Source organism: Streptomyces anthophorae (assembly GCF_049310305.1).
Classification (GTDB): domain Bacteria; phylum Actinomycetota; class Actinomycetes; order Streptomycetales; family Streptomycetaceae; genus Streptomyces.
This window is the reverse complement of the sequence record NZ_JBLWQQ010000002.1, coordinates 1-15,605: the sequence shown is the minus strand read 5'-3', so window position 1 is coordinate 15,605 and position 15,605 is coordinate 1. Positions and strand designations below refer to the sequence as shown.

Sequence of the window (15,605 nt, the reverse complement as noted above, 5' to 3'; positions counted from 1 at the left end):
CGGATTCGGCAATTGCGCCACTCCGCTTGACTGGACCGGTCCACCGGTCCAGTCTTTTGTGTGTCAGGGATCCGATGAAGCCCCCAGCCATCGGCACCTGGAAGCAAGGGAGTTGTGATCGTGGAAACGCTGGACTCGACACAGGTCATCGACGCGGCCGTCCACTGCCACTGGCAGATGGACTACCCGATGATGTACGAGTCCGTGCGGCTGGCCCGCCTGCACGCCCGGCGTCAACTCGCCCTGTGGGGGTGGGTCGGAGACCAGTACGAAGCGACCACGATCGTCTCCGAGCTCGTCACCAATGCCATCTCCCACGGCCGGACAGTCGACCACGTGCTGGGCCTGCAGCTGGCGGTCCTGGAAGACGGCACGCTCCGCATCGACGTCTCCGACCCGGTCCCCTCCTTCCCGCACAGCGGCGAGGAGCCCCATGCCGGCGTCGAGGACGAAGGCGGACGCGGGCTGCACCTGATCCGTGAACTGGGCGGATCCCTCTCCTGGTTTCTACGCGAAGAGGGCGGCAAAACGGTGCGCGCCCACCTCGCCATCTGACCGCCGAGTTCACGCCCCACCTGCCCGTAGTCAGGAGGCGGTTGACTCATGGGCTGCATTTCAGGCTGTCCAACAGCAGACCACAGCAGATGCAGCGCCTCGGGGTGCCCCGAGGCGACGCCGAGACCTCATCTTGTCCACCGAGAGAGGCCGTTCCTATCCACGACCACGTGAGGGGCACACCATGCCCGCATCCAGCTACGACCTGATCGTGACCCCGTTCCTCGAAGGGCACCTCGTCCTGCGCCCCGGATCGGCCCACGGCATCAAGATCGCCTCCCACCGCTACCTCGAAGTGCAGCAGCGCATCGCGACCGACGGGATGCTGCCCGACTGGCTGCTCGACGCCGCGAGGCGCCGCTGGGGCATCGACCTCCAAGAACGTCGGGCGTCCGAGGCCCTCCTCGTTCGCGGGCCCTCGCCATACGGCCACGGCCGCGCCTCCTACGAGGTCAACAACGGTTGCAACTGGGCCTGTGACCACTGCGTCTACGGCGCCAAGCAACACGAAGGCCTGCCCTGGGAGCAGCGCGAGAAGCTGCTGAGCATCCTGCGCGACGCCGGGATCGTCTGGATCGAACTCGGCGGCGGAGAGTGCACCATCGACCGCCTCTTCCCGGAGACATACGCACGCGCCTACGACCTCGGCATGATGGTGGAGATCCTCACCAACGGATCCACCCTCCACCGTCGGCCCATGCTCGACCTGCTCACAGTCCGCCGCCCCTACCGGATCACCCTGAGCGTCTACGGCGCGACGGCAGAGACCTTCGACGGGTTCGTCCAACGCCGCGGTGCCTTCAAGAACTTCACCCGGGGCCTGGCCGCGGCCACCGAAGCCGGCCTGTCCCTGACCCTGAGCGTGATCATCACGCGCCGCAACGCGCACGAAGCCGACGCCATGCGGGAACTCGCCCACCGCCATGCAGCTCGTGTGCGCGAATTCGCGCAGATGTCACCCACCTTCAGCGGCGGCTCCGGCCCCCTCGAGGAGCAGGACCCCGGCAGTCCCCGCCCCGCGACCCCGTTCACCGGATGCGACGCCGGCCACACGTCCTTGAACGTGAACCCCCTCGGCCTGGCGAGCGTCTGCAAAGTCTCCCGCGACCACCCCATCCCTCTCCTCACCGAGGGGGTCGCGGGGCTCGCACGACTCGGCTCCATCGCCGATCGAGCGCTGCATCGACAGGACGCCTGCACCAGCTGCGCCCTGCAGAAGAACTGCACGACGTGCATGCCTCTCGTGAAGCTGTACCGCCGAGCCGATGCACCGCTGAACCGCTACTGCCAGCACACCTGACGAAAGGAAGCCCGCCCATGCCTCCCATCCCGGTGGAGATCACCGAACGGCCGGCCGACACGAGCGAGCCCGACATCGAGTTCGTCGACGACCTCGACACCCTCGCAGGCGGCAACGTCATGCGGGGCTGCGGCAACGACAACCCCTACAACTGACTCACTCGTTGAACCAGAGGCCGCCCGCCAACCGGGTGGCCTCACCAACCCCCCATCCGCACACTCCCGCCGTGGTGACCATGAGAATGCACTGGGACGACCTCCCCCACGCCACCCGCAAGGCCATCGAAGCCCGCACCGGGCCCATCCGCTCGGCAACGAGCGCAGCCGACGGCCTCAACAGCGAGATCGCCCTCACCCTCGACACCCAAGCCGGCCGCATCTTCGTCAAGGGACTGCGCAGCGACCACCCCCGCGTCTGGACGCAACGCCGCGAGGCCGCCATCAACCCGTACGTCGCTCCACTCGCCCCACGGCTGCTGTGGACCATCAGCGACGACCAGTGGACCCTGCTCGGCTACGAACGCCTCGAGGGCCGCAGCGCCGAATACGGACCGCACTCCGAGGACCTCCCGCTCGTCGCCGAGGCCCTCACCACGCTCTCGACCGTGCAAGCCCCCGCAGGCCTCGACCTCAAGGAGATCGGACAGCGCCTCACCGACTACCTCGACATCCCGGGCGAAGCCGAACTGCTGCGCGGCAACACCCTGCTTCACACCGACTGGCACCCCGACAACGTGCTCGTCGTCGAAGGCGCCGCTCGCGTCGTCGACTGGGCCTGGCCGACCCGCGGCGCCCCGTGGATCGACACCGCCTACTGGCTCATCTGGCTCGTAGCCTCCGGGCACGAGCCCGCGGCCGCCGAACTGTGGGCCGCGAAGAATCCCGCCTGGTCCACCGCACCGGCCCGCGCGCTCGAGGTCTTCGCGACCGCCCAGAAACGCCTTTGGGCCGAGATCGCCGACGAGGCACCCGACATCGCGTGGATGCGCAACCTCGCCGACGCAGCCCACAGGTGGTCCGCGCACCGACAGACCGGATAGGGAGGGCACTCGATGACCGACCCAGTCATCCACCCCTGCGAAACGCTCACCACTCGCGACGGCCAACGTGTCGAGATCGACGAGGCGCTGGTGCCGGTCATCCGTGACCTGTGGCGACTCGGATTCGACACGCTCGCGTGCTGCCAGGATGTCGGCGAAGCAACCGCAGCCGTACGCGACCAGGCCGAGCACTCTCTGGGCTACGGTGCCGACGGCTTCATCGCCTTCCACCGCGGCTGGGCCCTCATCAAGCTCCCACTCGTCGACGCCATGCGCCTGGTGGACCTGCTCGCCGCTGAGCCGCTGTTTGCCGAGCGAGTCAGCCGGCGATGGCGCCCCGGTTCCTGGCGGATGAACGTTCCTCTGGAACCACACGGGCTCGCCGACGCAGCCCTGCTTCACTTTCCCGCTCGACAGCTCTCCGCACTTGCCGATGTCCTCGCTAGTCGGTAGGCCACCGGGCACGGTCGCCCGCACAGCAGAGGGGCAGTGACGGCGAGGTGCAGCTCGTCACTCTGGGGTGGCCGTATCCCGGTGTCGCGGTGCGAGTCCGACTCGGTAAGTAACGTCAGGCCAGCAGCTGTTCGACGGAAGGGGTCGGGATGGGGCGTGCGGAGGGGCACTATGTGCTGCTGCAGCGCATCGCTGCCGCGCAGGGAGAGGCCGAGGCGTGGGTGACGCCGAGCTCCGGCATCACACAGCGCAGCGTGGACGTCCTGGCAGACCGCGGGCTGGCCCGCATGGCTAGCGACGAGAAGAGGAACGCGCTGTCTTCCCTGACCGGGCGCCGAGTGCATTGGGCGGCGCAGCTGACCGACGACGGTTGGGACGCCCTGCTGTACGCGCAGGCCAGGGCAGCCACCACCGCCCCCGAGGAGACGCCGCCAGAACTGCAGGAACTCCTTCTGCTGCCGTCCGAGATGGCCGTACTGCGCCGGTACCTCGCCCTGGGCCCGCGGCTGCGCCGCGGACCTGCACCCGGCCTGGAGGACGTGGTGGAGTCGGCCCGCTTCGATCAGGACGCCAACCGCTGGACCGTGCATGTGAATCTGGAACAGCAGGAGTCGATGGCCCGCGCGTTCTATCTCGAACGGCTCGGGGGTTCGGCAGGTCCAGCCAATCGGTTCGCTCGTGCCTACGGCACGATCTACTCGCCCTGCTGACTGACCGCCACGACGGACACATCAAGAGTGGCGGTTGCTTTACGGCAGCCCACCCGTGAGACACGGTGCCGGAGTATCTGCAGGTCACCTCAGCTGGGAGCGGTATATGCGGAGGCCGGTTGCTTTCCCGTATTGCTTTCCCAGGTTGCTTTCCCGTATTGCCTTCCCGCGTTGCTTTCCCGTGTTGCTTCATGGCAGCCCACCCGTGAGACGGGGACGGGGTGTCTGCCCAGGTGGGGGCGGGTCGGGGTAGTGCCGGTCTACGCCGACACCTCTCTCCTGTACACCAGGAGAGAGGGTTTTCTCTTTTTCCTCGCGCCGCCGCTCGCACCCGGCCCGGCTGCCCACGGTCCGTAGGCTGTAGGACTGGCTCTTGGCGGCCGGCGTCAACGCGGCACGTCGCTGGATGGAGCTAGGTGGTGTGCAGTTGGCGGCGTGCTTGGCCGATCAGCTTTTGGGCGTCGGTGCCGAAGACGGCGGACTCGCGCAGGGTGCGCCAGGTGCGCAGGTGCAGTGCGATGGAATCGGCGTCGTCGATCCAGAGCTCTGCGTGCCAGGTCTCGACCATGACGAGTCGCTCGTCATGGATCCAGAACGGCACGGTCGGCGGGATCTTGAGGGACGCGGCGTGAGGAATGACGCCGAGGCGCACGGTGTCCAGCCCGACCAGACCCCATAGACGGTCGAGTTGGGCAGCGAGTACCGAGGGCGGGCAGATCAGGGAGCGCAGTGCGGTCTCGCCGATGAGGATCTCGAACCGTTTGCCGTCGTCATAGAGGAGCTGCTGACGTTTGATCCGGGCGCGCACGGCTGCCTCGGTGTCCTGGGGCGAGCGGTGCAGGTCGGCGTAGCGCGTGAAGACGTGCCGTGCGTAGTCGGCGGTCTGCAGAATCCCCGGGACGGTCGCGGACTCGAATCCGTGAATGACGCTGGAGCGCTCGTATTCGGCAGCCACCGACTGCTGCACCGGCTGGTGCCCGCCGGCGAGCTGGCGCCGCCAGGAACGGATGTGGGACTCGAACCCGCGCAGCCGGGCGAGGAGTTCGCCGTAGGAGTCGGGGTGACCGGTCGCATCGGCCCAGGCCCGCAGGTCGTCGGGCGTTGCGGTCTGTCTGCCGTTCTCGAGCTTGGAGACTTTCGGCTGTGTCCATCCAAGCCGTTCGGCGAGGCGGACACCGGTGAGGCGTCCCTCAGGTGCGGACATGCGCAGTTCACGCAGGCGCATGCCGAGCGCCTCGCGTGCGTGCTGGAAGTCCGTACTCACCGGCGTCCGCGCTGTTCGTCAGCCGGCCACAGCCTGGCGGGCGTGGGCCGATGCGTGGTGCCAGGCGGCGTCCCGGAGCATCGCGTAGCGCACCACCTCAGCCGGCTCCGTGATCAGCTCCACGTCGAGGAGGTCGTCCGTGTCGCTGAAGTTCAACCGGGCGACCAGACGTGAGTCAAAAAGCCAGAAGTCTTCGCTTCCCAGCTTCAGCCGGTCGGCCTGCGCGCGATCCAATGTGCGGATGTCTTCTCCCAGGGCCCGGTTACGTTCGGCGTTGAGCAGCAGGTAGCGCTGGCCCGTCGTCGGTGGATCGTCGAGCAGGCGGACCCGGGCCACGGACTTTCCCGCCCCCGTCTGCCGCCGGATCGTCTCGCAATACCAAGAGTCCATGTCCCAATCGACCCGCCCTTGGGTGAGGAACTGCGCGTACGTGTCGGTTGTCTCGTCGGATGCGTACCGGCGCCGGGTCTCGAGGCGCCACGCGGTGTGCTCGAAGATCTCGAACAATTGGTTGAAGGCAGGGAGGTCGATGACCTGCGCCCGGCGCGTGCGGTCCTTGGGAGCCCAGTCAGAGATGACCTCGCGCGGCACCACGATGGCGGCTTCGCCCGGGCCGAGGTGCTGCAGCTGAGCCAGGTCCTCTGCGGCGGTCAGCGGGGGACCATGCACGATCACGTCGCCGGTTTCGAGGTCCTCGTGGATCGACGGGCAGCCGGTGTCCCCACTGCCCGTGCCGTTGAAGCGGATGTTGCGCGCCATGGCGTCCTCCTCCTGCGTCGCGCTGGACTGTGTGGTTTCGACCGTGCGCTGGAGCCGGTTGACGCCGCTATAGCCCCTCTGGCGCTCCGTGAGCATGGTCACGTATATCGGGGAGGCCTCCGAGAATAACTGCGCATACTTACTGGCTGCCCCAACTCCGCCGGACTGATGCTGAGTTCATGACTACCGCACAGAAGCCGGGTGCGACCGAAGCCGCCGAAGCAGTCGAGGTCCTGCGCGCAGCACTGACAGAGGTCGGGATCGTTCTGCCGTCCCTGGGAGCCGATGAGGCGTCACCTGCCCTGAACCTGGTCAACCTGGGCCGGGTTCATGGCGATGTCGCCCTGCGGCTTGCCGAGGCCCTGCGGGGGAGGCGCGGATGACTGGAAGTCCGTACGTACCGCTGCGAGGTGACCTGGTCTGGGACGAGGCGTCGCGCCGGGTCGGGCAGATCGTCGACCACGTTGGCCCCTTCTGGCAGCTCAAGCCACCCCATGGCGGCGGCCGGGAATGGGACGCCCGCGGCCCGCTGCGTCCCGCCACCCAGGAGGAGCGGCTGTCGGCCGGCGTGGCACTGGCCAACGCTCGCAGCAGAGGGGCATGGCCGTGATGACGCCGACGCCGAAGCGCGTCGATGAGGACTCGTTGTCGCCCCAGTGCGCTCTCGCGCAACGCCCCGGCTACACGGACCTGCACAAGGCGTGCACGCAGCTCGACGACGTACCACTCCCGCACGCGAAGGGGCTGCTGCTGGCCCGGAGATGCCGGTGCGCCTGCCATCAGCCTCGAGCGTCGTAAAGCCCGAGGCCTTGCGACAGAGGAGATACGGCGGTCAGGCCGTCGGGTCGCTGACATTAGCGGCACTGCTGACCGGGGCAGGACCGGCGATGCCCCATACGGCGAGTGAGTGCGTGTACGGATGCTTGGCGACCACCAGCCCGCTCGCCGTGAGGACCACGGCGATGGCGTCTTCGACGGCATCGATGGTCCCGGACTGCAGCCGCTCGGCGGGTCCCCGGTGCCCCTCGGCCTCCGCTGCATCGAACAGTTCGTTGGTCGTGTGCCAGCTGATCACGACATGATCGATAGGGCCCGCGATCGCCCCCTCCCGCTCCAGGTACACCCCCGCGTCACCGGTCTCCACCGCGAGCGGCAGTCCGGCCAGCCGCAGCGCCTGACAGATCCGGTCCACCAGGGCCGCGGGCAGCAGCTGTTCCTCGGGGGTGAGCTTGCGGCTCGGGTCGTACTCGTCCGTGTCGATTGCAGGCGTGAGCACGTCGTCGGCCATGCGGCCCAGCCTGCCTCAACCCGCCTGGCCACAGGCACCGTTGCCGTGATCCCTGTCGGCCGGCCGATGCGATGACGGCCGGCCCGCTGCCCTGCGGAGCGCCGACGGGGCTTCTAGGCTGCCGGTGTGCCGTCCTTCGCGAAAGATCCCCTGTGTATCGCCATGGCCCAGGCCGTGCTGCCCCTGCTCGAGCGCAGCTGCCCACAGGGGGCCGGCGGCTACGGCGGAACCTACGAAGTGCGCCTGGACGACGAGGAAGCCGTCGGGATGGGCGGAGTGGAACTGATCCGTGCCGCAATGCGCAAGGCGGCCCGCTGGCTCGGCTGGAAGGTCAGCACCACGGGGATGATCGGAACTCGCTTCGGCACGATCGTTGCCGTACAGGACCTGCGAGAGGTGCCCGAGCAGCACGCTCAGGCCGTGAACGACGACATGAACGACCGGATGCGTGCCGCCCTGCACAAGGTCTGGGGCGAGGAGGGCAAGCCGCCCGTCCAGCGCCGCACGGTCGCGCTGATGACCCAGGAATTCCGGGCCGCCGTCGGCGACCTGGACAGCTGAGCCGCAGGCCCGGCCGGGCACCACTCGTGACGACGACACCTCTTCCCACGCGATAGCCGAGAGGAAGAGATCTGCTTCGAGCCCCGGGCCGGAGCCGCGAGGGGTACAAGTACCGATATGACGCGTGAGCGGGTGCGGTGGCCGGTCGTGGTGGACAAGGCGCGGGAAATTGTCGACGGGTACGGGCCGCTCAAGGTCACGCTGCGCCAGGTCATGTACCGCCTGGTCTCCGAGGGCGTTCTGCCGCACACCGCGCCGATGTACCGCCGTCTGTCCGCACAGCTTGCCCAGGCCCGTCGCGAGGGCCGCTTCCCCGACCTGATCGACACGGTCCGCGCGGTCCACGTCCGGCCGGCCTGGCCAGACGCGGACGCGTTCGTCCGGCAGATGCCCGGTTGGTTCCGGCTGGACCGTACGGAGGGCCAGAAGCGGGCCCTATACGTCGCTGCCGAAAAGGACACCCTGCGTCAGCAGCTGACCGGCTGGCTTGATGAGGCGGGCATCCCGGTGTTGGTGGTCCGCGGCTTCGGCTCCCAGTCCTACGCCGACGTCGTACGCGACCGCGTCGCCGCCGACCTCAGAGAGGCGGTGCTCCTGGTGGTCGGCGACTTCGACTGCTCGGGCGAGGACATCGAGCGGGACTGGGTGGTGCGCACCGGCTGTTGGAGCCGGGTGACCCGCGTGCTGCTGACCTACGACCAGGTGCGCGAGTACGGGCTCCCGGCGACCGAGGGAAAGAGCGGTGACCCGAGGTGGCCGACCTTCGCCGACCGCTACGGCTTCGACCGCCGGCACCCCGTGCAGTGGGAGGTCGAGGCCCTGGAGCCGGACGAACTGCAGCGCCTGGTCCTCGCTGCCGTCGCCCCGTATGTCGACCGCGCCGTGCTCGCCCAGCAGCTCGCCATCGAGGAAGAGCAGCGTCGCGCCCTGGCCGACTTCCTCAGCGGCTGGCCCACGGAGAACGAGGCGTAGCCCAGAGATGCCGCGTCGGGCGGCCGGTGTCCGCGACGCGGGCACCGAGCTGCTGGGAAGTCTGGCTCGGGCCGAGCGGTGTATTCGCGGCGACGAGCTTCGGCCAGATCCCCCCCCGGGATCCGCGCTGCCCTGCACAGTAGAGAGGGCTACGCGGCCTCAGAAAACTCCGGGTCGTCGGCGTTCACGACAGGCTGGGCTGCCGCCTCGTGCTTGAGCAGCGAGCGCTTCGCGACCGCCTCTGGCCCGTCGAAGTCAGCGAAGAATCGGTGAGCGACGATGAAGGACGCCAGCTCGTGCTCTCGCTCGCGCAGCCGGTCGAACTCCGCCGCGTCCTCAGCCGGCCAACCGCTGGTGGCAGGCCGGGAAAACGGCTTCCACCCCTTGATCTCCATGCCGTCGTGCGGCTCCCGTGACCAGGGCAAACGGTTCTGCAATGTATGGAGTGCAGACCGGATCTCGTGCATCTCACGCTGAGCGTCGAGCAGGTCCGTCGGGAAGGATGAGGGGGCATCGGTCATGGTCGTGATGCTAATGCGCCGGTATGACAGCAAGCGGCTTGCTGTGTTGGTGAAACACCCTGCTCGCCCACCTGGACTGCGGGATCGTCGTCTCGGGCACCCTGAGCTGCGCATGATTCGTATCTGCCGCCCGCAGAACCACGTTCGAAGGAGAACACGACCGTGCCATTCGACCCCGACCGCCCAGCCCCGGCGAACGGGATGAAGGTCCGCACGGAGTACGGCTGCATCCTGGCGGGAGCGGACGAACGCGGATGCTGCGTGATCCATGAGCTGTGGATCGCCCCCGAGCACCGCGGAGGCGGTGAGGGGCGCGTCCTCGTCGACCGCGTTCGCGCCTGGGCGAGGGAACGCGGTCTGGCGCCGCTCATCGTCCACTGCTCGCCCCGCAACCAACCCGGTCGAGCCTTCTACGAGGCACTTGGAATGCGGGCCGTGTCGGTGGTCTACCAAGACGATCTGGCCGAGTAGCCGCCGCCAACACCACCCGCCGCCCAGCCCAGGGCACAGGACCTGCCCGGGGCCCCGATGGTCAAAAAATGACCATCGGGCGCCAGCCGTTCGGAGGCCTCGTCCGTTCGAGGGAACAGGCGGCTCGGGGCTTCGCCCGGTGCTGCCGTGCCGGTTAGCATCCTGCCCGGCTAGTGGCGTACTGCCGATCACCGCCCGTTTCCGGAGCCACGCCGCCGGATGCGGAGGTCAAGGTCCTGCGGGGCCCGCTCCCAACCGTTCTGCGTTCCGTCGTGTCCACGGCAGTCGTACGAGCCGGAACCGGGGCGTGGCCCGGTACCGGCCAAGGAGTACGTCATGCCGAAGAACCAGTCCACCGCCGCGCAGCGCGCCCGCGGAGCGAGCCGGAGCGGGAGCAAGTACACCGAGGCCCTGCGCCGCGCGGAGACCCGCGAGGCGCCGCGCACACCGCATGTCCTGCGGTTCCTGGCGGAGCGCTCGGGGAACCTCTACCACCTCGTCGGCGGGATCGCGGCGGCCTGGGCACACAGCGGTCAGCGGGTCCTGCTCCTCGAAGAAGCCGAGGACTACTGGCGCTTGACCATGAGCGGCATGAGGCGCAGCCGGAGCCGCCGCAAGAAGGAGAACGAGCCGGCCACCCCGCCGGAGCCGACGTCCAGCACGCTCTGGTTCTCGCCAGACGGCCGCGGTCTCCTGACGCGCCACAGCTGCATGTGGCAGACACGCCGCCCGGCGCAGGAGAGCGACCGCGGCTTCCCGCACACCGACCGCAGCCCGCTCGCGGCTGCGGTGGCCGATGCAATCGACGCCTACGACGTGATCGTTCTTCTGCCGAGGTACTGGTCCTACCCCGATCGTGAGTTCGCGACCTCGCACGTCGTGCTTGGTGAGATCGACATCTTCCCCGACGTCGACTGCAGGACCGTGCTCCCCGGCCCTGGAGGCGAAGAAAAGGGTGTCCCGCTGAGCCCCGAACAGAGCGCGGCGGTTCTGCGCGAGCGCTGCCTGAGTTTTCTCTTCGGATCCCCTCACCCGCCCATCACCCTGGACGGGGTGATCTGGCAGTCGAACTGGGACCTGCCCGGAGACGGGGACTACCTGGCGGGAATCGACCGGGACATGCTCCGCGCCGGACTGCGCCCCTTGGGCTGGTCGCTCGCCCGGCGCCGGCCCTACCCGCACAAGCAGCTGCCCGAGGCCGACCAGATGAAGGACCCCGTCTTCGCCCAGCGGTACCGGCCCGTCGCGGAGCGCCTGCGCATGGCGCTGGATGCCCGCCCCCCTGGCAGGAACTGACCTGTGAGGGGCTGGCCCGTTCTGTTCTGAGCAGAGGTGCGGACGCCTGGGACACGCCCTGTCCCAGGCGTCCGAATTGTCTGACTGTCCCAGCCGTGCTGGGACATCAACCCCCTGTTATGCCTGGTGGCGGCAGGCCCCTGGGACACGCGGAGGAGCTGGGACACCGGCTGAATGCTGCGTACAGAGCCGCCTTTGCACGGTCGACCGGTCGCGCTGCGTCCGCGGCAATCGATGTGACGGGACCGGGTGTCAGTGGCCGCGGCTACGGTGCGGGCATGGTGGGAAACGAGGAGACGCGCCTGATCTTTTTGCGCGGGAACTCCGCCTCCGGGAAGTCATCCGTCGCGGCCGGCCTCCGCCAAAGGTTCGGCCGCAACCTCGCGATCGTCGCCCAGGACAACCTCCGCCGTATCGTCCTGCGCGAACGCGACCGGCCCGGCGCCGCAAACATCGGACTGATCGACCTCACCGCCCGCTACGCCCTGGACAACGGCTTCCACGTCGTCGTCGAAGGCATCCTGTACGCCGACCGCTACGGCCCGATGCTCCAGGACCTGGCGCGCGCCCACCGGGGCGTCACCCGGTGCTACTACCTGCACGTGCCCTTCGAGGAGACCGTGCTCCGGCACGCGACAAAGCCCGACCCCGACTATCTGGCGCAGGTCAACGAGGATCACCTGCGCGACTGGTACCGGGACAAAGATCTGCTGCCCGACGGCTTGGAGACCGTCATCGACGCATCCAGCGCCCTGGACGACACGGTCCAGCAGATCCTGCGCGAGAGCGGCCTGGACCGGGTACTCCCGATCGACCGGTAAAGAGGAAACGAACCCAGAGGGGAGCATGCCGATGGAGGGCTTCGCCGAGACCGAAGGCGAGCTGTGCCCGGACTGCAAAGCGGGTCCCAGCCGGGAAAACACCTGCGTCGGGGTGGGCTTGCCGATCCAGATGTGGCACACGCCCGGCTGCCCGCAGTGGACGATCATGCAGATCGACTGGGAGGCCGGCACCCGGCGCATCAAGGAGCAGGACGCGTGGGCCAAGGACGTCTTCCCGGCCGCGCATGAACGCTTGATGCAAGCCGTCGCCGCGCTGCCGCCCGACACTGCTGCTCAGCCGTTCGTTGCCGCCCTGACCGAGCTGGTCCAGGCGCAAGCCGACACCACCGGCTTCGTCGTCCTGCACCGGTGGGTGGAAATCCTGGAACGCCACTTCCCACCCCAACTGCCGGACCCCGAGCACACCACCGAGTAGCAGCGGATTCGGTCAGTAAGACGGGGCCCAGGGAAATATCCCGGGCGCCGCCTTCCGGAGTACCGGGCCGTGTCGCGTGCGCTGCGTTTCGGGCTGGTGGCGCGGTGGCTGAAGGTTGGTCGTCCGGCTCAGTCCTCCAGCTTGGAGATCAGTCCGCGGCGGCGCAGCTCGGCTGTGTAGGCATCGAGCGCGCCCGCCAGGACGACGATATCGACCGCCCGGTGCGCGAGCTGACCCGCTAGATCGGCCACGGGCCGTTGGGTGTTGAGGTTGTTCTCCCGGAACTCGGCCATCGGGCCATACCCGCGTCCGGTGCCGGAACCGAGTTCCCGGTACGCATCCGAGATCCCGTGCATGGCACCCATCAGCGCAGACTTAGCAACGCCGAACTTGTCGAACAGCTCCTCTTCACTCAGGCCGGCCACATTCGGATGCGGCACATACGGATCTTCCTCGACGGCGTTCTCATCAGGCGTGCTGTTCATGCTCGTTTCCCTTTCCTTTAAAGATCAGCCAGTGCGGTGGACGGTGATGCGGGCGCCGACGAACTGTCCTGCCGCGGCCGCTTCGCGCATCAGGCGCGTGCGCGCCTTCTGCTCCGACGATGCGGGCAGGCCGGCGAGGCCGATCGTCCCGACGTACAGCACGCTCCATCCGAACTGCTCCACCCCCGCGATCCACGGGGCCGGCGGGTTGATCGTGCCGGTGTAGAAGAGCGTCCCGTCCGGCTCTGCCACCGTCAGCTGCGCGACACCGCCCCCGTCGGGTGTGGTGTACGTGGCCCGCCAGCCGTCCGCGTGCGCCGGGGCTTGGCGCATGCGCCCCACGGGGGAGAAGCCGCGTGCCAGGACGTGGGAGGCGAGGACGTCGAGGAGTTCAGAGCCGTCCCCGGTACCCGTGGCGGCGTACACGGGTGCAGCGAGTTCGGCGATCAGGGTGGGCAGGACGGAGTTGCCGTGCTCGACAGTGGCGGCGGTCATCTGCATCGTCATGCCCGCATCCGGCTGTGCCGGCGGGCGTCCGGGAGTACGAGGCTCGGGGATCTCGACCACCGCGGAGGCGTGACAGCGTGCGTGCGCGTACCGGATGTGCGCGACATGCCCACCGATGCGTACGACCACGTTGGCCGGCTCGTCGGTATCGATCTTCTGCTGGCAGGTGAGGCAGATCGCGTGATGGAGGGTGACGGCCCCGGCCTTGGCGGCCCCGTCCGTTCCCAGCACGGCACGCACATCAGTGCTCATTCGGATATCGGTCATGACACGCCCCCACGGTTTGCCGTTGGCGGTGCACTGGTGGTCAGCACACCGCATCTGGGTCCGACAGACAGGAAAATCAGCGTTCAGGGGGCGGGCCGAGCGGCCCGCCCGTTCACCTCCCCGTTCAGGCCGCCGCCCACTCCAATCCGAGGCCGGCGAGAGTGACGAGCTTGTCCTCCGTGAGCTTGGCGCGTCGGCTTTTCTGGTTCATGACCCAGACCCCGAGCTTGACCGCATGTTCCTGGCCGTCGATGACGACTGTTTCTACGTGACCTCGAGGGATCGCCACCGACCCCGTACGCGCCGTGTACTGCGCAAGGGCCCGGGCGCCCTTCTCGAAGGCTCCAGATGCCGCCTTGGACGCCTTCACGGGGGCAGCCTGCTCCGGGGGCAGCGGCACGATGCCGAGCTGCTCCAGGCGCTCGCGCTGACCGTCCATCAACGCGGCCCACACCTCGGGCCGACGCTGCTTGGCGAGCCACTTCCCGATGTCCATACCGTGGACCGTGACGCCGGGCTCGACGTACACCAGGACGCTCTCCTCGGCGACCATCTCCCGCAGGGCCGCGTAGTGCCGCTGCCACTCCGCCGGCCAGTCCGGGTTCCAGTCCTCGTCCACGGCCTCCAGCGCCGTCTTCCACTCGGGGTGATCGTCCAACGCGCCCGGGCGGCGCAAGTTGCTCAACCACTGTCCTACCGGCCTGTCCAGGGCCACGGCAGACCTCGGAGCACAGAGGCTCCAGTGCTGCTCGTAGTACGCCTTCGCGGCCTCCAGGTTCTCCTGGAACCGCTCATCCGCGAGGCTCCAGACCATGCCCAGCTTCTCCAGCCGTGCGGCGCGCTTGCCGGTCATCTGCCCGGCCCCGTACGCCCGTCGCTGCTCCGCGACCCACTGCCCGAGCGGGAACGCGCCCTCCCGGTGTCCGTACGGAACTCGGGCATGAAGCTCACGTTCGGTGAACGTCTTGAGCGACGCCCAGCCGCGACCCCAGTCCTGGCGCTCCGTGTCGATCACGTTGAAGGAAATCCAGTTCGCGACCATCACCGGATCACGCGGAGCCGCGAAACGGAGCAGCAGACGGGATTCGTCCTCTTCATCTTCGGGCGCGGAACCGATGTACTCGGACGGCTGCACAACGTCCTTCTGCGGCTCCTGCGGAATCGCCAGCAATTCCACGGCCTCTTCATCATGAGCCCGCAGACCCTCAAGAACCTTCACCAAAGGCCGGTACGATCCCGACGTGAACATGTCCTCCGGCTGCTCATCGGGCTGGAGGAAAATCGGCACGATCAAAGAGGCGAGCTTCCCTTGTCCCGGCTTCTGACGCAGCGCCCGGCCGATCGCCTGGACGATGTCGTGCGGAGCGCCCTTGGGGTCCAGGAGGGCCACGGAGTCCACGGCCCGGATGTCGACGCCCTCGCCCAGGACCCGGCAGTTCGAGAGGACCGCGCGCCGGGCGGTGGACCCGAACTCGCCCAGGACCTCCCGCCGGCGCTCGGGGACGTGCTCGCCGCACAGCCAGTCCGCCCAGACCTTCGACGGGTACTTCTCCGGCTGGTCCGCGTACAGCCGCTTGGCCACCCGCTCCAGGCCCTCCGCGTACGCCTGTGCCTCTATCGTCCGGTGGTGGAAGGTGATGCAGGTCTGGAGCTGGTGCTCCTCCATGGTGTGCAGCAACGCCGCCTGGAGCGCCCCCAGCCGCTGCCCCCGCACCTCCTCGCTGCGCCGCTCCTCGCCCATCAGCCGGTCCGGCGTGACGACCGGGTCCTGGAGCTCCAGGACGATGATCTGGTACCGGGCGAGCAAGCCCCGCGAGACGGCCGACGCCAGCGAGAGCTTGTACAGGACGGGCCCGAACACGGCCTCGTCATCCATCGAGGCCGCCATCTCCTTCGGCGA

General features: G+C 68.4%; 21 protein-coding genes. 14 read left to right on the top strand and 7 right to left on the bottom strand.

The window, feature by feature from the left end:
* The first annotated feature begins 120 nt into the window (after positions 1-120).
* The 6 genes from ACNYS0_RS42955 (at position 121) to ACNYS0_RS42930 (ending at position 4,057) form a co-directional block, all read left to right on the top strand.
* The gene (locus ACNYS0_RS42955; RefSeq protein WP_422404857.1) at positions 121-555 is read left to right on the top strand and encodes an ATP-binding protein; all 435 of its coding nucleotides are present in this window, start codon (positions 121-123) and stop codon (positions 553-555) included.
* A gap of 184 nt (positions 556-739) precedes the next feature.
* Positions 740-1,855: a radical SAM protein gene (locus tag ACNYS0_RS42950; RefSeq protein WP_422404856.1), complete on the top strand. Its 1,116-nt coding sequence runs from the start codon at positions 740-742 to the stop codon at positions 1,853-1,855.
* A 17-nt stretch (positions 1,856-1,872) separates the two neighbouring features.
* Positions 1,873-2,010, top strand: coding sequence for a hypothetical protein (locus ACNYS0_RS42945; RefSeq protein WP_422404855.1), 138 nt, complete (start codon positions 1,873-1,875; stop codon positions 2,008-2,010).
* An 80-nt stretch (positions 2,011-2,090) separates the two neighbouring features.
* Positions 2,091-2,894 (top strand): phosphotransferase family protein, encoded by an 804-nt coding sequence (locus ACNYS0_RS42940; protein WP_422405059.1) that lies wholly within the window; start codon positions 2,091-2,093, stop codon positions 2,892-2,894.
* Between the two features lie 12 nt (positions 2,895-2,906).
* On the top strand, positions 2,907-3,347 hold the full coding sequence (locus ACNYS0_RS42935) for a hypothetical protein (RefSeq protein ID WP_422404854.1): 441 nt from the start codon (positions 2,907-2,909) through the stop codon (positions 3,345-3,347).
* Between the two features lie 173 nt (positions 3,348-3,520).
* The gene (locus ACNYS0_RS42930) at positions 3,521-4,057 is read left to right on the top strand and encodes a DUF6417 family protein (RefSeq protein WP_422404853.1); all 537 of its coding nucleotides are present in this window, start codon (positions 3,521-3,523) and stop codon (positions 4,055-4,057) included.
* A gap of 412 nt (positions 4,058-4,469) precedes the next feature.
* On the opposite strand, the gene ACNYS0_RS42925 is transcribed toward ACNYS0_RS42930, so the two are convergent.
* Positions 4,470-5,321 carry a helix-turn-helix domain-containing protein gene (locus ACNYS0_RS42925; protein ID WP_422404852.1) on the bottom strand — a complete coding sequence of 284 codons (852 nt, stop codon included), beginning with the start codon at positions 5,319-5,321 and terminating at the stop codon, positions 4,470-4,472.
* Between the two features lie 18 nt (positions 5,322-5,339).
* The gene (locus tag ACNYS0_RS42920; RefSeq protein ID WP_422404851.1) at positions 5,340-6,080 is read right to left on the bottom strand and encodes a DUF6879 family protein; all 741 of its coding nucleotides are present in this window, start codon (positions 6,078-6,080) and stop codon (positions 5,340-5,342) included.
* Between the two features lie 179 nt (positions 6,081-6,259).
* Between ACNYS0_RS42920 and ACNYS0_RS42915 the strand changes: the two genes are divergently transcribed.
* Together ACNYS0_RS42915 and ACNYS0_RS42910 are read left to right on the top strand one after the other, a co-directional pair.
* The gene (locus tag ACNYS0_RS42915) at positions 6,260-6,463 is read left to right on the top strand and encodes a hypothetical protein (RefSeq protein WP_422404850.1); all 204 of its coding nucleotides are present in this window, start codon (positions 6,260-6,262) and stop codon (positions 6,461-6,463) included.
* A complete protein-coding gene (locus tag ACNYS0_RS42910; protein ID WP_422404849.1) occupies positions 6,460-6,690 on the top strand; it encodes a hypothetical protein in 231 nt (76 codons plus the stop codon). Before ACNYS0_RS42915 ends, ACNYS0_RS42910 begins: the two co-directional genes overlap by 4 nt.
* A gap of 222 nt (positions 6,691-6,912) precedes the next feature.
* On the opposite strand, the gene ACNYS0_RS42905 is transcribed toward ACNYS0_RS42910, so the two are convergent.
* Positions 6,913-7,368, bottom strand: a complete 456-nt coding sequence (locus ACNYS0_RS42905) for a hypothetical protein (RefSeq protein WP_422404848.1) — start codon at positions 7,366-7,368, stop codon at positions 6,913-6,915.
* A gap of 126 nt (positions 7,369-7,494) precedes the next feature.
* Here ACNYS0_RS42905 and ACNYS0_RS42900 point away from each other — a divergent pair, with 126 nt between their 5' ends.
* Positions 7,495-7,929, top strand: coding sequence for a hypothetical protein (locus tag ACNYS0_RS42900; protein WP_422482929.1), 435 nt, complete (start codon positions 7,495-7,497; stop codon positions 7,927-7,929).
* A gap of 117 nt (positions 7,930-8,046) precedes the next feature.
* The gene (locus tag ACNYS0_RS42895; RefSeq protein ID WP_422404846.1) at positions 8,047-8,901 is read left to right on the top strand and encodes a hypothetical protein; all 855 of its coding nucleotides are present in this window, start codon (positions 8,047-8,049) and stop codon (positions 8,899-8,901) included.
* 149 nt (positions 8,902-9,050) lie between these two features.
* Here the strand turns inward: ACNYS0_RS42895 and ACNYS0_RS42890 are convergent, their stop codons facing one another.
* Entirely contained in the window at positions 9,051-9,422 is a 372-nt protein-coding gene (locus ACNYS0_RS42890; protein WP_422404845.1) for a hypothetical protein, read from the bottom strand.
* A gap of 162 nt (positions 9,423-9,584) precedes the next feature.
* Between ACNYS0_RS42890 and ACNYS0_RS42885 the strand changes: the two genes are divergently transcribed.
* The 4 genes from ACNYS0_RS42885 to ACNYS0_RS42870 all read left to right on the top strand — a co-directional run bounded on the left by ACNYS0_RS42885 (position 9,585) and on the right by ACNYS0_RS42870 (position 12,446).
* The gene (locus ACNYS0_RS42885) at positions 9,585-9,893 is read left to right on the top strand and encodes a GNAT family N-acetyltransferase (protein WP_422482928.1); all 309 of its coding nucleotides are present in this window, start codon (positions 9,585-9,587) and stop codon (positions 9,891-9,893) included.
* A 336-nt stretch (positions 9,894-10,229) separates the two neighbouring features.
* A complete protein-coding gene (locus ACNYS0_RS42880) occupies positions 10,230-11,189 on the top strand; it encodes a hypothetical protein (RefSeq protein WP_422404843.1) in 960 nt (319 codons plus the stop codon).
* 278 nt (positions 11,190-11,467) lie between these two features.
* A complete protein-coding gene (locus ACNYS0_RS42875; RefSeq protein WP_422404842.1) occupies positions 11,468-12,010 on the top strand; it encodes an AAA family ATPase in 543 nt (180 codons plus the stop codon).
* 31 nt (positions 12,011-12,041) lie between these two features.
* Positions 12,042-12,446 carry a hypothetical protein gene (locus ACNYS0_RS42870; protein ID WP_422404841.1) on the top strand — a complete coding sequence of 135 codons (405 nt, stop codon included), beginning with the start codon at positions 12,042-12,044 and terminating at the stop codon, positions 12,444-12,446.
* A 128-nt stretch (positions 12,447-12,574) separates the two neighbouring features.
* Here ACNYS0_RS42870 and ACNYS0_RS42865 read toward each other — a convergent pair whose 3' ends face one another.
* The 3 genes from ACNYS0_RS42865 to ACNYS0_RS42855 all read right to left on the bottom strand — a co-directional run.
* Complete coding sequence (locus ACNYS0_RS42865; RefSeq protein ID WP_422404840.1) at positions 12,575-12,931, bottom strand: hypothetical protein; 357 nt, start codon at positions 12,929-12,931, stop codon at positions 12,575-12,577.
* Positions 12,932-12,955: 24 nt separating this feature from the next.
* Complete coding sequence (locus tag ACNYS0_RS42860; RefSeq protein ID WP_422404839.1) at positions 12,956-13,705, bottom strand: hypothetical protein; 750 nt, start codon at positions 13,703-13,705, stop codon at positions 12,956-12,958.
* A 124-nt stretch (positions 13,706-13,829) separates the two neighbouring features.
* A partial coding sequence (locus ACNYS0_RS42855) for a helicase associated domain-containing protein (protein ID WP_422482927.1) occupies positions 13,830-15,605 on the bottom strand: 1,776 nt, incomplete at its 5' end.

What these genes read in the sequence shown, in the direction of transcription:
- ACNYS0_RS42860 (WP_422404839.1), bottom strand. Translation starts at nt 13,705, where the DNA reads ATGACCGATATCCGAATGAGCACTGATGTGCGTGCCGTGCTGGGAACG.
- ACNYS0_RS42940 (WP_422405059.1), top strand. Translation starts at nt 2,091, where the DNA reads ATGAGAATGCACTGGGACGACCTCCCCCACGCCACCCGCAAGGCCATC.
- ACNYS0_RS42895 (WP_422404846.1), top strand. Translation starts at nt 8,047, where the DNA reads ATGACGCGTGAGCGGGTGCGGTGGCCGGTCGTGGTGGACAAGGCGCGG.
- ACNYS0_RS42870 (WP_422404841.1), top strand. Translation starts at nt 12,042, where the DNA reads ATGGAGGGCTTCGCCGAGACCGAAGGCGAGCTGTGCCCGGACTGCAAA.
- ACNYS0_RS42880 (WP_422404843.1), top strand. Translation starts at nt 10,230, where the DNA reads ATGCCGAAGAACCAGTCCACCGCCGCGCAGCGCGCCCGCGGAGCGAGC.
- ACNYS0_RS42920 (WP_422404851.1), bottom strand. Translation starts at nt 6,080, where the DNA reads ATGGCGCGCAACATCCGCTTCAACGGCACGGGCAGTGGGGACACCGGC.
- ACNYS0_RS42890 (WP_422404845.1), bottom strand. Translation starts at nt 9,422, where the DNA reads ATGACCGATGCCCCCTCATCCTTCCCGACGGACCTGCTCGACGCTCAG.
- ACNYS0_RS42950 (WP_422404856.1), top strand. Translation starts at nt 740, where the DNA reads ATGCCCGCATCCAGCTACGACCTGATCGTGACCCCGTTCCTCGAAGGG.
- ACNYS0_RS42935 (WP_422404854.1), top strand. Translation starts at nt 2,907, where the DNA reads ATGACCGACCCAGTCATCCACCCCTGCGAAACGCTCACCACTCGCGAC.
- ACNYS0_RS42910 (WP_422404849.1), top strand. Translation starts at nt 6,460, where the DNA reads ATGACTGGAAGTCCGTACGTACCGCTGCGAGGTGACCTGGTCTGGGAC.
- ACNYS0_RS42865 (WP_422404840.1), bottom strand. Translation starts at nt 12,931, where the DNA reads ATGAACAGCACGCCTGATGAGAACGCCGTCGAGGAAGATCCGTATGTG.
- ACNYS0_RS42915 (WP_422404850.1), top strand. Translation starts at nt 6,260, where the DNA reads ATGACTACCGCACAGAAGCCGGGTGCGACCGAAGCCGCCGAAGCAGTC.
- ACNYS0_RS42875 (WP_422404842.1), top strand. Translation starts at nt 11,468, where the DNA reads ATGGTGGGAAACGAGGAGACGCGCCTGATCTTTTTGCGCGGGAACTCC.
- ACNYS0_RS42945 (WP_422404855.1), top strand. Translation starts at nt 1,873, where the DNA reads ATGCCTCCCATCCCGGTGGAGATCACCGAACGGCCGGCCGACACGAGC.
- ACNYS0_RS42905 (WP_422404848.1), bottom strand. Translation starts at nt 7,368, where the DNA reads ATGGCCGACGACGTGCTCACGCCTGCAATCGACACGGACGAGTACGAC.